Here is a 12,694-nt window from a genome sequence, read left to right as displayed (position 1 = left end):
CGAGCATCACCGACCACCGGCAAGGTCAGCCCGCTCCGTCGCCCGTGACCTTGCCGACCGCATCGGAGAACATGCCGGTCAGTGTGTCCTGTGCGAGGGTCCACAGCACGGTCACCATCCCCGCCGTCATGATCGTGATGAGCACCCAGCCAGGCACATCACCACGCTCACGTTCCTGATGCGCCTCGGCAACGCGGGCTCGGGCGGCATACAGCGCTCGCAGCGCTCGGGCCTGCAGTTTGTCGATCGTGATCATGACTTCCTCCACGGTGATTCTTGTTCTTCTGTAACGGTTTTCGGGGGCGGGGGTGATGGGCTTCAGAACGACATGTTGAGTGCGCCGAGTCCTGGAAAGATGGCGAAGACGATGGTGACTGGCAGGACCAGGAAGACGACCGGAACCATCATCATCAACTCCCGCCGACCACCGAGCTCCATGAGCTGCTGCTTGCTGGAATCGCGCGCGTCCTGCGCCTGCGCGCGCATCACATCGGCTAACGGTGTGCCGCGCTCGACCGCAATCACGATGCCGTCGACAAATCGCGTCAAACTCGCAGCGCCGGTGCGGTCGGCCAGACCTTGCAGCGCCTCGGGCAATGTCGAACCCGCACGAGCATCGGTGAGACACCGGCCGAGCTCGCTGGACAGCTCGCCGGAGGAGAGAGCGGTGACCCGCTCGAGCGCAGCTGCCGCGCCCTCGCCGGCCGTGACCGCGAGCGCCAACATCTCAGCGACAGCAGGGAATTCGGCAAGGATGCGCTGTTCACGCCGATCCGCCGCTCGGGTGAGCGTCTGATCGCAGCCGACGACTCCAGCTGCGAACGAGATCACCAGCACCAGCACTGCTTGGACGACCGAGTGCCGACCACCGACGAACGACATCACAGCGAACAGTGCGCCCGCACATGCGGCGGCGACTCCCCACAACGCCTGCTGCGCCCGGAAACCCTCGACGTCTGGCGGGCGCCCGGCACGCTCCAGTCGCATTCGGACAGAAGTCGCACCACCGAGCACGTGGTCGACCAGTGCGCCCAGTCGATGCATAGCCGGACTGAGCACATGGTTGACGTCGAGGCGATCGGTGGATCGAGCGAGCAGCCGCGAAGGCCGGGGCGAATCCTGCACATAGGGCTCGATGCGAGCTGCCAGATCGGGCCGGCGGTGATGGGGCAAGCCGAGATAGATCAGAATCACGCCCGCGCCGAGACCAGCGCCGCACAGCGCCCCCCACCAGGTGTATGCCGAGGTCACCGCATCACCCGTTCTTCGACAGGAAGGCGACCGATGCGCCGCATGACCTGGTAGGCGACGAAGGTGATGGCGGTGCCGACGGCGAGCACCATGACACCCGCCGGTTCACGGTACGCCGCCAGCGACCCGCCGCGAGTTGCGAGCATTGCCAGCACGATCCACGGTGCAGCAACCGCCAGCCTTGCGGCATTGACCGTCCACGACTGTCGTGCCTCCAGCTCGGCACGGGTGCGGGCGTCGTCACGCAGAAAGGTCGACAGCGTGCGCAACAGCTTGCCCAGATCCGTACCGCCAACCTCGCGGGCGATCCGCAGCGACTCGATCAACCGGTCAGCGACAGGGTCACCGAGGCGGACCTTGAGGGCGTCGAGACATTCGTGGAACCGGCCGCTGCCTTGGTAATCGTGCGCGAACTCGGCGAAGGCCGGCCGGAGTTCTTCGGGCCCACGCACCGATAGCTGGCTGAGAGACTCCGGCAGCGCCAGACCAGCACGCACCGCGGACGAAATGTGATCGACCACGTCAGGCCACACCTCGCGGAGGGCGGCGCGACGGCGACGGGCTCGGCTGTTGACGACGGCGAACGGGCTGTATGCCGCGAAGCCAGCGATGGCCAGCGCAATCGCGGGTACGGCGGTGATGAGCATGACGACGATGAAGGCGAAAACTCCTGTGCTTGCTGCAATCCAGATGAGCTTGCCGGAGGTGAGACCATTGATTCCGGACTGCACGATCACGTCGTCGAGCTGCTCCCTTCGACTACGACGAGCAGCGCTGCCGGTCTTCGGTGACTGCGGCCAGCAGGACCACCACACACAGAAGAGTCCTGCTCCGAACATGAGCGGGAAGATGACGCTCACCGCTCGCTCAGCAGTTCTGTGACGTTGAAACCGGCTCGCTCGAATTGCTCCTCGTGGCTGGGGAATCCGTTGCCACGCACCAACCGGCCACCTCTCTGGACGAAGATCTCCGCCAACTCGATGACGTCGCCCTCCGTGCGGCCGGGCACCGCGACGATCTCGCGAACGCGCCTGGATCCGTCGCGCTCAAGGGCTATGTGAACGACCAGATCGATTGACGCCGCCACAGTCGGGACCACAAAGTTCGAGCTGACGTTGGGCCCGGCGAGGAGCGGCAGGGTGCACATCTTGACGATGGCCTCGCGTGCCGAATTCGCATGCAGTGTCGCCATACCCGGCAATCCGGAGTTCAACGCAATGAGCAGATCGAGGCTCTCGGCTTGGCGGACTTCACCGACAACGATGCGGGAGGGGCGCATCCGGAGCGCTTCTTTGACCAGCCGTCGCAACGGAATCTCGCCGGTTCCTTCGAGGCTCGGCTGGCGGCACTGCAGCGCCGCCCAGTCGCGTAGGTTGAGCCGGATCTCGAAGACCTCCTCGCACGAGACGACGCGCTCGTTCGAGGGAATTGCGGCCGCAAGACAATTCAAAGTCGTGGTTTTTCCGGCCTGAGTTCCGCCTGCCACCACGATGTTAAGCCCGGAAGCGACTGCTGCTGAAAGGAATCGGGCTGCAGGTTGGGTGAGAGTACCCATCCTCACGAGGTCGTCGAGGCTGTGCGCGCGAGCGACGAACTTGCGGATGTTGACGTACCACTGACTGCGCGTGACGTCCGGAATCGCCACATGCAAACGACTACCGTCCGGCAATGTCGCGTCGACGAACGGCGAAGACAGGTCGATGCGCCGACCCGACGGCTTCAGCATGCGCTCGACCAGGGTGCGCACCTGCTGGTCGGTCAGGATCGTCGAGGTGAGCTCGGCCACGCCATGACGAGCGATGAACACGCGCTGCGGCTCATTCACCCAGATTTCTTCGATCGTCGGATCGTCAAGGTAGGGCTGCAGCGGGCCGAATCCGAGAACAGCGTCCAGCACCTGCTGAGTGGCCGAGTCGCGGTCCGGCAACGGCGTCATACCGCCATGCAGACTGCGTTCCTCGTAGTCGCGAACGACGTCGTGCACGAGGGTCTGGAGGACTGTCTGATCACGCGCCGGGTCCAGCCGCTTCCGTCGGATCAGCTCGCGGACTTCGTCCTCGATCACTTGGGCGCCGTCCATGGTTCTTTTCCCTCTCCCCCCGCCGCGCACTGTCGCTTTACCACATATTGTTGGTTGCATCCTGTATGCCGTTGGGGAGTGAACCTACTACGAGATTCGCGGTGGCGCAGCCGCCAGACCGAGTTATCCACAGCACGGGCCGCTTCGCGCGACCAGCCAGCCCCTGAAGGATCACCGCAGTTCTAGCCGTCGACGCCTGGCCGGGAAAGCGCCTCGACCGACGCAGGCAGCGCCATACCCGCCTGGCAGTCATCGCCGACCAACTGCGTTGGTTAGTGGCTCCTGGGGAAGCACTAATCTCGTCGGTCAGCGAAAGCATCGACGAGCGAGGCGGATCCACAACGTGATCGACACCATCCGGGCGTTACCCAAGGCCGAGTTGCACCTGCACATCGAAGGCACGCTCGAGCCGGACCTGGTGTTCGCGCTCGCCCGGCGCAACGGCGTGCAGTTGCCGTTCGCGGACGTCGCAGCACTCTCTCGTGCCTACAACTTCTCCGACCTGCAGTCCTTCCTCAACCTCTACTACGACTGTATGGCGGTGTTGCAACACGCCGCCGACTTCGAGGACCTCGCCAACGCCTACCTGGCCCGCGCCGCAGCCGACGGCGTCACCCACGTCGAGATGTTCTTCGACCCGCAAGCCCACACCAGCCGCGGCATCCCCCTGGCTGAGGTCATCGCCGGCCTCACCGCCGCGATCACCACCGCCCCGACCCGCCATGGCGTCCACGTGCGGCTCATCGCCTGCTTCCTACGAGACCGCCCCGCCGACGAAGCGATGACCACCCTCGAAGCACTGAGCGACCACCTCGACATCGTCGACGGCGTCGGCCTGGACTCCGCCGAGGTCGGCCACCCACCCACCAAGTTCAAGGACGTCTTCGCCGAAGCCGCCACGCTCGGGCTGCACCGCGTCGCACACGCCGGCGAAGAAGGGCCACCGGCATACATCTGGGAAGCATTGGACGTGCTCGGCGTCGAGCGAGTCGACCACGGCATACGGGCCGTCGAAGACCCTGCACTGCTGCGACGGCTCGCCACCGACAAGGTGCCGCTGACGGTCTGCCCCCTGTCGAACGTGCGGCTCAAATGCGTTGCAACACTGAAGGATCACCCGCTCCACCAGTTACTCGACGCCGGCGTCATCGCCACCATCAACTCCGACGACCCGGCCTATTTCGGCGGCTACCTCGCCGACAACTACCTCGCGCTCCACCGCGAACTCGGAACCGACCTCACCACGCTGCAGACCCTCGCGCAGAACTCCCTCGACGCGCGCTTTCACCCGAAGGGCTCCTGACCCGCGGATGCCGAACGCGTTCTACATCTTGTAGAGTCGCGTTGTCCTAGTCGGTGTCGAAGGGTTGACCGGTGTCCTACAGCACCCCCGAAGCTGTCGTCTTGACAGTGCTTTTCGCGTGCACGGCCGTGGGCTACGCCGTGTTTGGCATACGGCAGCGCACCGATGCACCCGCAGGCATCAGCGACGTGCTGCACGTGGTGATGAGCTTGGCGATGCTGTCGATGCCGTGGTCGTGGGGTGCCAAGGTCTCGTCGCCGACCCTGCAGATCATCGTCTTCGGTTTGGCCGCGCTGTATTTCGTGGTGCTGCTGGCCGGCGGTGACCGATTCGGCGGGCACGCCCACCACGGCACCGGCCTCGAGCGTCAGATGATGCTCGGCTACCACGTCGTGATGATGGCCGCGATGGTCGTCATGGGCCTGATCATGCGCGACATGCCCCACACCGGTTCGGGCATGGACATGGTCGGGATGACCTCGGACAAGCCGATGCCGTCGACCATGACGATGCATCTGGCGACCGGCTGGACGGTCACCTCGTGGGTGCTGGTGGTGGTCTTCGCTATCGCCACGTGTGCACTGATCGTGCGGTGGCTACGCAGCGCCGAAAGACATCTGCGCACAACGCAATTCGAATCCGGGCTTCTTATCCTGATGAGCGTCGGTATGGCGCTGGCCTTCGTGCCGACCTGGTAGTCGGCCCCGCGAGCCGTCGATCAGTCGCACCCGTAACGCACGACCCCGTCACCCACCGTCACCCCGAGATGAGTCCCCGATGACCACGACACGGGATGCCGCCGTCACCGGCATACCGAATGAGCCGCAACGACCGCCAGGCGGAGCATGGCTCCCGCAACTGCTGCGACGGCTGCACTTCTACGCCGGCATCTTCGTCGGGCCCTTCATCCTCGTGGCGGCGCTGTCGGGCGCGGCATACGCAGCGGCGCCGACCGTCGACCATCTCGTCTACCACCACCAGGTGACCACCGACTCGCGCGGACCCGCGCTGCCGCTGTCCGCCCAGGTCGCTTCGGCGCAGCGGTACATCGCAGGCCACCACCCCGGTGACGTGCTGCTCGGGGTCAAGCCCGCGGCGCACACCGGCGCCACCACCCAGGTGATGTTCTCCGAGCACGGCCTGCTCGACGGTCAGGTGCGGTCGGTGTGGATCGATCCGGTCACTGCGGCGCCGCACGGCGACCTCAAAGTGTTCTCCACCGCCCTGCCGATCAGCACCTGGATCGACTTCTTCCACCGCACGCTGTTTCTCGGCGATGTCGGGCGCGCCTACAGCGAACTCGCCGCCTCGTGGCTCGGCGTGATCGCGCTCGCCGGCCTCGGCCTGTGGATCGCCCGACTGCGTCGCACCCGCACCAAACGCGAGCTGCTCGCACCGACGCGCCGCGGATCGGCATACCGGCGGCTGCACTCCTGGCACACAGCGACCGGTGTGTGGCTGCTGTTGGGTGCGCTCTTCCTCTCTGCCACCGGCATCACCTGGTCACTGCACGCGGGCGCCAACGTCAGCGAGATCCGGTCGGCTCTGGACTGGTCGACACCATCACTGACCACGACGACCACCACCACCCGGTCATCAACAACAACAACGGATTTCGACGGATCCGCGCAACGTCATGGCGACGACCTCGACGTCTTCGACGAGGTGCTGGCCAAAGCCCGCGCGACCAACATCCACAACTCGCAGATCGAGATCGACCTGCCCAGCTCGGCCGGTCAGGCGTGGACGGTGCGGGAGATCCGGCGCGAGTGGCCGGTCGCCGCCAACTCGGTCGCGATCGACCCGAGCACGATGGCCGTGGTGTCACACTCCGACTGGGCTAGCTTTCCGTTGGCCGCGAAGCTGACATCGTGGGGTGTCAACGCGCACATGGGACTGCTGTTCGGACTGGCCAACCAGATCGTTCTCTTCGCGCTTGGCCTGGGCTTCGCTGCCATGGTCGTGCTCGGCTACCTCATGTGGTGGCGACGTCGTCCGATGCGCGGTGCCCGTCGCATGGGCAGACCGCCGTCGGCGGGCGGCCTCGCCAAGGCGCCGTTGTGGGCGCAACTGGTGTTGGCGGCCGCTGCTATCGGCGTCGGCGTGCTGCTGTCGGAGCTGGGTATCACCCTGTTGGCGTTCCTGTTGATCGACGCGCTGATCATGGCGACGCGCCCCGCCATACCCGTCGGCTGAGCGCACCGTCAGCCTTCGAACACTGTGTCGGGTGGATCGTCACCGGTCGCCACATCGTCGTGGTCGCCACCGATCTCTCCCAGCACGCGAAGCACATCTCGCACCTCCGTCGGGCAGGGATCGCGCCACGCGAGCCAGGTGCGCACCGCAAGTCGGTGACCGGACGAATCGATGTCATCCAACGGCAGCCATACCCACTCAGGCATCCTGCGGACAGCCGACTCTCGGGTGAGTACCGCTCCGTTTGCGCCACTGGCCAGAGCGACCAGCGCCAATGACTCCGAATACCGGTGCAGCACCCAGTCGATCGGGATCTCGCGTCGCGCGGCGGTCTCGCGCAGGTGAGTGTCATCAGCGTGCCCGGCTGCCGCATGGGTCAGCCAGCGACCACCGGCAAGGTCGTCGAGCCGCAGCGGGCTGATCTGGCACAGCGGCGAGTCGTCATGCACGGCAACGCCATACGACTGAGTGAGCACGTGCTTGTGGGGAGCCTCGGGAGGAATCGTGTGCAGCAGCGCAACATCCAGCTCTCCACGTTGCAGACGCGATCGTTGCTCGTCCGTCGTGGCCTCGACAAGATCAAGACGGATGTGCGGGTGCCGATCTCGACACCTCGCGATCGCCCGGGAGAACCAGTGCCGTGGCAAGCCGCTCGGCACACCTATGCGCACCACGGTCGGCCGCGTTGCCGCGTGACGCACACGATCCTCCAGCGCGTCGGCCAACGTGAGGATTTCGCCGGCGCGCAGATACAACTCGCGTCCAGCTGCCGTCGGAGTGACACCGCTGGGCGTGCGCTCCAGCAACGGCACACCCAACTCGCGCGAGAGTTGCGCGAGTTGCCTGCTCATCGCCGGCTGGCCGATGTAGAGCGCACTGGCTGCTCGACTCATCGACCCCAGCTCGACAGTTCGCACGAATGCGATGAGACTTTTCAACTCCATCTGGCCATCTGACCATGAGTTATGCCCGCTACGCATGGGGCAATGCCACATCAGCCATGGACGACATGTTGTGACGTGGATCATATTTTGGACGTGACTTCAACTTCACCTCTGAAGATCGCCTCCATCGACGAAACGACGGACGTCCTTGTGGTCGGTGGCGGCTCTGCGGGTATCGCCGCCGCCATCGGGGCCGCGCAGGCAGGCGCACGGGTAACCCTCATCGAGCAATACGGCTTCCTGGGCGGTTCTGCCACTCAATCAGGCGTCCACACCTTCTGCGGTTTCTACGACCGAACTGGGGAGCGGGTGGTCGCAGGTGCCGGGCAGCTCGTGGTGGATGCCTTGCAGGAGAACGGCGGAATGCAGGTCCGGCGGATGCCGGAGTCGGGCAACACCGTCGTGCTGCTCGATCCGGAGGTCACCAAGCGAACGTATGACGATCTCGTCCTGGGAGCGGGAATCGACCTGTGGCTGCACTCCACCGTCGTCGGTGTCGAACGCTCGGGCCCGACGGCGGACGACGCAGCCGTCATCACTTCGGTCGTGGTGCACCATCGCGGTGGTCTCACCAGAATGCACCCGTCCGTGGTCGTCGACGCCAGCGGGGACGGTGTCGTCCTCTCTCAGTGCGGCGCGGACTCCCCTGTTGCGGATCTGGCTGCACGGCAGGCCAGCACTCTGGTCATGCACGTGGGCGGGGTGACATCCGGCGCTTCATTGACCTCTGCTGCGCTAGGGGCAGCCGTCGCGGACTACTCCGCGCGGCACGGCGTGGCCTTCGAACGGCAGTCCGGACTTGCAGTGCGCGAGCCGGGAACCCAGAACGTGATGCTGCTCCTGGCAGACACCCGCCGGGACGTCCTGGACCCGCGGCAGCTGACCCAGGCAGAGGTCGAAACCCGCCGTTTGGCAAGGCATTACGCCGCAGCGCTACGTGAGATACCCGGCTGGGAACACTCTTTCCTGAGCCAGACAGGACCACAACTCGGGATCCGTGAGAGCCGCCGTCTCGCCGGCGTCGGCACCGTCACTGCGGCTGACGCGCTCAACGGGCGCCGCCGCACTGATGCCATTGCGAGATGTGGCTGGCCGATCGAGTCGCACGTCGAGCCGGGCCGCACCCGGTACGTCTCGATCAAGGACGACGGCTGGTATCACATCGGATTCGACGCTTTGCGGTCACCACACGTCTCCAACCTGTATGCCGCGGGCCGCCTCACATCCTCGGACAGTCAGGCGTATGCCTCCCTGCGCGTCATGGGGACCTCATTCGCCACCGGTCACGCCGCCGGTGTTGCTGCCGCAATCGGCAGCAATGGGCGATCAGTCGAAACGAGCTCTGTGCAAAGCGAACTCAAGCGACAGGGAGCGTTGTTGTGAGCACTGTGGCCGTGACCGGAGCGAGGGGCAGCCTGGGAAGCGACATCGTCCCCCGGCTGATCACCGCTGGTTACGACGTGCTCGGCATCGACCGCACCGAGTGCCCCGCGGACACCGGCACCCTCCGATGGCAGCAGTGCGATCTGGCCAGAGCCCTACCGGATCTTGCCGGTTGTGACGCGGTCGTCCACCTCGCCGGCGTGCCCCTGGAAGCCGACTGGGCCACGCTGCGCGCCGCGAATGTCGATGCCACCGAGTCGGTCCTGCGCGCAATGCGGATCCACGGCGTCAACCGGATCGTGCTCGCCAGCTCCATCCATGCGACCGGATTCACGCCGGTGCCGGCACCTGGCCACCTGGTCCCTGCCGACGTGCCAGCACGGCCGAACACGCTGTACGGCGTGAGCAAGGTCGCGATGGAGGCCCTGGCCAGGATGTACCACGACCGATGGGGCATCGACGTCGTGTGCCTGCGGATCGCCTCCCGCTTCGACCACCCTCGCGACGCACGGATGAAGCACACCTGGCTCTCCCCGGCCGATGCGGGCCGGCTGGTCATCGCGGCTTTGTCGACACCCGAGCCCGGATTCCGGATGGTGTGGGGCGTGTCCGCGAATTCCGAGGCGTGGCTGTCCGGCGCGGAAGGTCGATCGATCGCCTATCTTCCTCACGACGATGCCGTGACCTACGACATACCCGACCAGGCGGACCCACAGCCGTGGGACTCCACGATCGGGGGACTGTTCAGCTCACCGCACCCGCCAAGCATGAACGATCCGGCCGGATTCGGCCACGAGAGTGAAGGAAGGGAACCATGATGACGGCGGAAATCGCCTTCGCCGTGCAGGATCTGCACAAGGTGTTCTTCAGCAAGGGCCGGCCGGTTCACGCGCTCAACTCGATCGACCTCGTGGTGGAGCAGGGCTCGTTCACGTGCATCCTCGGGCCGTCCGGTTGCGGAAAGTCGACGCTGCTGCGGATCCTCGGCGGGTTGGAGGAGCCGACCAGCGGCAGCGTCCTGGTGTCGGGTCGCCCGGCAATCGAGGCCAAGGATCAGACCGCCTTCGTCTTTCAGGATCACGGGGTCTTTCCGTGGCTCACCGTGCTCGACAATGTCGCCTTCGGCTTGGAGATGGCGGGCCGCCGCAAGAGCGAGCGACGTGACATCGCTGCGCACTGGCTGCAGCGCGTCGGCATGGAACAGTTCGCAGGCGCCTACCCGGAGCAACTCTCCGGTGGGATGCGTCAACGCGTTGCAATAGCAAGGGCATTCGCCATGGATGCGCCATACCTGTTGATGGACGAACCCTTGGGTGCCCTCGACGCGCAGACACGCCGGCTCATGCAGGAACAACTGCTGCAACTGTGGCAGGACGAGCGTAAGACCGTCGTCCTGGTCACCCACGCGATCGAGGAGGCACTCCTGCTCGGTGACCGTGTGGTGACGATGACCGCCCGGCCCGGCCGTATCAAGGAGGACGACGTCGTTCCGTTGGAGCGGCCTCGCACCCTGGCACTCGAAGCCGACCCGCAGTTCATTGCGATGAAGTCGGCGATCTGGCAGACACTTCGCGACGAGGTCAACGAAGCGATGGGGCAGAGCGCATGACCACCGGCACCCAGAGCCCCACAGCCGGCGCAGCGGACACCGAGTTCGAGGAGGCCGTGCGTCAGACAGAACAGCGGCGACGACGTGCACGGCGACGCGATGTGTGTCTGGGCATCGGCTTCCCGATCGTGCTGCTGCTCGTGTGGCAGGTGGCCGCCGACACGCACCTGATCGACCAGAAGATCTACACCGCGCCGACCAAGATCGTGTCCGACGCTGTGGACCAGATCCGCAATCACACGCTGCTGACCGACCTGTGGGCGACGACCTACCGGTTGATCCTCGGTTATGTCTTCGGATCGATCGCCGGTGTGATCGTCGGCGTACTCATGGGATCCGTCCGGGCCGTGCGCGCCGCGCTCGAACCGACGTTGTCAGCGTTGTACGCACTGCCGAAGATCGCCATCCTGCCGCTGTTGTTGCTGATCTTCGGAATCTCCGACCTGCCTCGGATCCTGCTGACCGCAATCGGCGTCTTCTTCGTACTGCAGATCAACACCTTGCAGGGGATCATCTACACCGACGCCAGGTATCTGGAGGCCGCCGACGCGTTCGGGGCGCGAGGGTGGCGGCGTCTGGTGCGGATCGTCATACCGGCCGCACTGCCGCAGATCTTCACGGGCCTTCGAGTGGCAGCCGGCATGGCGGTCATCATCGTCACCGCCATCGAGTTCGTCGCAGCGAACAACGGACTCGGATACCTCATCTGGAACTCGTGGCAGATCTTCCAGCCGGCAACGATGTTCGTCGGTATGGCGACCGTCTCCATCCTCGGCGCCGTTCTCACCGGCGTCGTCGCGCTGGTCGAGCGTTTCGCGATGCCATGGCGCCGCGACCGTTCCTGAGCCATCGAGCAATTCGCGGCATCCGCCGCATGACACATCAGTAAGTCACCTCACGAGGAGTTCGGATGAAATCAGCAGTTGCAGCCGTCGGGGTCATCGCCGTCAGCGCGAGTCTCGTTGCCGGATGCGGAAGTTCGTCAAGCAAGGGTGCTTCGTCGTCGGGAGGAATGACCACCGTCAACGTCGCCTACGTTCCGCTCGGTCTGTTTGCTCCGCTGTACGTGGCACAGAAGAAGGGATATTTCGCTGCCAACGGCATCAAGGTCGACCTGAACAAGGTCACGTCAGGTCAGGACGCAATCCCGCTGGCGGCATCCGGCAAGGAGGATGTCGTCATCGGCGGATTCAGCGCCGGTTTGTTCAGTTCGATCAACGCCGGCCTCGACATCAAGGTCGTCGGCTCGATGAACGTCGCCGACGGTTCCACCACCAACGCACCCTCGCAGATCGTCGTTGGCAAGAACTCCGGCATCACGTCCGTCGCCCAACTGAAGGGCAAGAAGATTGCGGTGCTCGCCGGGCCAGGCGGGGCGGGAGCGTTCATTCTCGGTGAGATCCTCAAGTCGGCGAACCTCACCATCAAGGACGTCACGATGGTCAACCTGACCTCCTCCGACATGCCGGCCGCCGTGGCATCCGGATCTGTCGATGCCGCCGTCGCCTCATGGCCCTACACGACGCAGATCACCAGTGCCGGTGGCACCGCCATCGCCGTGCCGCCCTCGGGACTGGCATCCGGCGGTGTCGTCTACGGCGGATCGTTCGCCAAGAACACCAAGGTCGCGACCGCTTTCATGCACGCGTTGCAGGAGGCCTCGCGCGACCTGCAGGGCGACTACCGCACGAATTCCGCTCTCGTTGCTGACATCAGCGCGTACACGGGTCAGCCGGTGTCCTCGATCAAGTCTGCGCCGTACAACGTCTGGGAACCCACACTGGCACCGCTGCCGCAACAGCTGGAGAACATGCAGAACATCTGGATCGCCGCCGGCGCGCTGAGCTACAGCTCTCCCATCGAGTCCTCGAAGTACGTCAACACGTCGTTCACCGGCTGACGCGCGGGCCCGCCCGCGTTGTCCACAG

General features: G+C 65.2%; 13 protein-coding genes. 8 read left to right on the top strand and 5 right to left on the bottom strand.

Translation table 11 applies throughout. The features are described from left to right. Window positions 1–25 precede the first annotated feature (25 nt). From BKA23_RS15395 to BKA23_RS15380, 4 genes are all read right to left on the bottom strand, one after another. Window positions 26–256: a hypothetical protein gene (locus BKA23_RS15395; RefSeq protein ID WP_170226611.1), complete on the bottom strand. Its 231-nt coding sequence runs from the start codon at window positions 254–256 to the stop codon at window positions 26–28. A 62-nt stretch (window positions 257–318) separates the two neighbouring features. After that, the gene (locus tag BKA23_RS15390; protein ID WP_145230067.1) at window positions 319–1,251 is read right to left on the bottom strand and encodes a type II secretion system F family protein; all 933 of its coding nucleotides are present in this window, start codon (window positions 1,249–1,251) and stop codon (window positions 319–321) included. Then, on the bottom strand, window positions 1,248–2,111 hold the full coding sequence (locus tag BKA23_RS15385; RefSeq protein ID WP_246104691.1) for a type II secretion system F family protein: 864 nt from the start codon (window positions 2,109–2,111) through the stop codon (window positions 1,248–1,250). Before BKA23_RS15385 ends, BKA23_RS15390 begins: the two co-directional genes overlap by 4 nt. Beyond that, a complete protein-coding gene (locus BKA23_RS15380; protein ID WP_145230066.1) occupies window positions 2,108–3,331 on the bottom strand; it encodes a TadA family conjugal transfer-associated ATPase in 1,224 nt (407 codons plus the stop codon). Before BKA23_RS15380 ends, BKA23_RS15385 begins: the two co-directional genes overlap by 4 nt. A gap of 343 nt (window positions 3,332–3,674) precedes the next feature. On the opposite strand from BKA23_RS15380, the gene BKA23_RS15375 reads away from it, so the two are divergent. From BKA23_RS15375 to BKA23_RS15365, 3 genes are all read left to right on the top strand, one after another. Continuing rightward, a complete protein-coding gene (locus BKA23_RS15375; RefSeq protein ID WP_211841750.1) occupies window positions 3,675–4,634 on the top strand; it encodes an adenosine deaminase in 960 nt (319 codons plus the stop codon). Window positions 4,635–4,705: 71 nt separating this feature from the next. Continuing rightward, on the top strand, window positions 4,706–5,332 hold the full coding sequence (locus BKA23_RS15370; RefSeq protein ID WP_145230064.1) for a DUF5134 domain-containing protein: 627 nt from the start codon (window positions 4,706–4,708) through the stop codon (window positions 5,330–5,332). A 79-nt stretch (window positions 5,333–5,411) separates the two neighbouring features. Further along, on the top strand, window positions 5,412–6,830 hold the full coding sequence (locus BKA23_RS15365; protein ID WP_145230062.1) for a PepSY-associated TM helix domain-containing protein: 1,419 nt from the start codon (window positions 5,412–5,414) through the stop codon (window positions 6,828–6,830). Window positions 6,831–6,838: 8 nt separating this feature from the next. Here BKA23_RS15365 and BKA23_RS15360 read toward each other — a convergent pair whose 3' ends face one another. Next, window positions 6,839–7,774: a LysR family transcriptional regulator gene (locus BKA23_RS15360; RefSeq protein WP_170226608.1), complete on the bottom strand. Its 936-nt coding sequence runs from the start codon at window positions 7,772–7,774 to the stop codon at window positions 6,839–6,841. Between the two features lie 93 nt (window positions 7,775–7,867). On the opposite strand from BKA23_RS15360, the gene BKA23_RS15355 reads away from it, so the two are divergent. The 5 genes from BKA23_RS15355 to BKA23_RS15335 all read left to right on the top strand — a co-directional run bounded on the left by BKA23_RS15355 (window position 7,868) and on the right by BKA23_RS15335 (window position 12,666). After that, on the top strand, window positions 7,868–9,157 hold the full coding sequence (locus BKA23_RS15355; RefSeq protein WP_211841749.1) for an FAD-dependent oxidoreductase: 1,290 nt from the start codon (window positions 7,868–7,870) through the stop codon (window positions 9,155–9,157). Then, window positions 9,154–9,975 carry an NAD-dependent epimerase/dehydratase family protein gene (locus tag BKA23_RS15350; protein WP_170226606.1) on the top strand — a complete coding sequence of 274 codons (822 nt, stop codon included), beginning with the start codon at window positions 9,154–9,156 and terminating at the stop codon, window positions 9,973–9,975. Before BKA23_RS15355 ends, BKA23_RS15350 begins: the two co-directional genes overlap by 4 nt. Beyond that, complete coding sequence (locus BKA23_RS15345; protein ID WP_145230054.1) at window positions 9,972–10,766, top strand: ABC transporter ATP-binding protein; 795 nt, start codon at window positions 9,972–9,974, stop codon at window positions 10,764–10,766. Before BKA23_RS15350 ends, BKA23_RS15345 begins: the two co-directional genes overlap by 4 nt. Continuing rightward, window positions 10,763–11,611 (top strand): ABC transporter permease, encoded by an 849-nt coding sequence (locus BKA23_RS15340; protein WP_145230052.1) that lies wholly within the window; start codon window positions 10,763–10,765, stop codon window positions 11,609–11,611. The genes BKA23_RS15345 and BKA23_RS15340 overlap by 4 nt, the downstream gene beginning before the upstream one ends. Window positions 11,612–11,676: 65 nt before the next feature. After that, a complete protein-coding gene (locus BKA23_RS15335) occupies window positions 11,677–12,666 on the top strand; it encodes an ABC transporter substrate-binding protein (RefSeq protein WP_145230050.1) in 990 nt (329 codons plus the stop codon). Window positions 12,667–12,694 lie beyond the last annotated feature (28 nt).

The organism is Rudaeicoccus suwonensis (assembly GCF_007829035.1).
GTDB classification, from domain to species: Bacteria; Actinomycetota; Actinomycetes; order Actinomycetales; family Dermatophilaceae; genus Rudaeicoccus; species Rudaeicoccus suwonensis.
The sequence above is the reverse complement of the archived record's forward strand: the minus strand, read 5'-3'. Positions and strand labels throughout refer to the sequence as shown.

What these genes read in the sequence shown, in the direction of transcription:
- BKA23_RS15395 (WP_170226611.1), bottom strand. Translation starts at nt 256, where the DNA reads ATGATCACGATCGACAAACTGCAGGCCCGAGCGCTGCGAGCGCTGTAT.
- BKA23_RS15380 (WP_145230066.1), bottom strand. Translation starts at nt 3,331, where the DNA reads ATGGACGGCGCCCAAGTGATCGAGGACGAAGTCCGCGAGCTGATCCGA.
- BKA23_RS15365 (WP_145230062.1), top strand. Translation starts at nt 5,412, where the DNA reads ATGACCACGACACGGGATGCCGCCGTCACCGGCATACCGAATGAGCCG.
- BKA23_RS15360 (WP_170226608.1), bottom strand. Translation starts at nt 7,774, where the DNA reads ATGGAGTTGAAAAGTCTCATCGCATTCGTGCGAACTGTCGAGCTGGGG.
- BKA23_RS15345 (WP_145230054.1), top strand. Translation starts at nt 9,972, where the DNA reads ATGATGACGGCGGAAATCGCCTTCGCCGTGCAGGATCTGCACAAGGTG.
- BKA23_RS15340 (WP_145230052.1), top strand. Translation starts at nt 10,763, where the DNA reads ATGACCACCGGCACCCAGAGCCCCACAGCCGGCGCAGCGGACACCGAG.
- BKA23_RS15335 (WP_145230050.1), top strand. Translation starts at nt 11,677, where the DNA reads ATGAAATCAGCAGTTGCAGCCGTCGGGGTCATCGCCGTCAGCGCGAGT.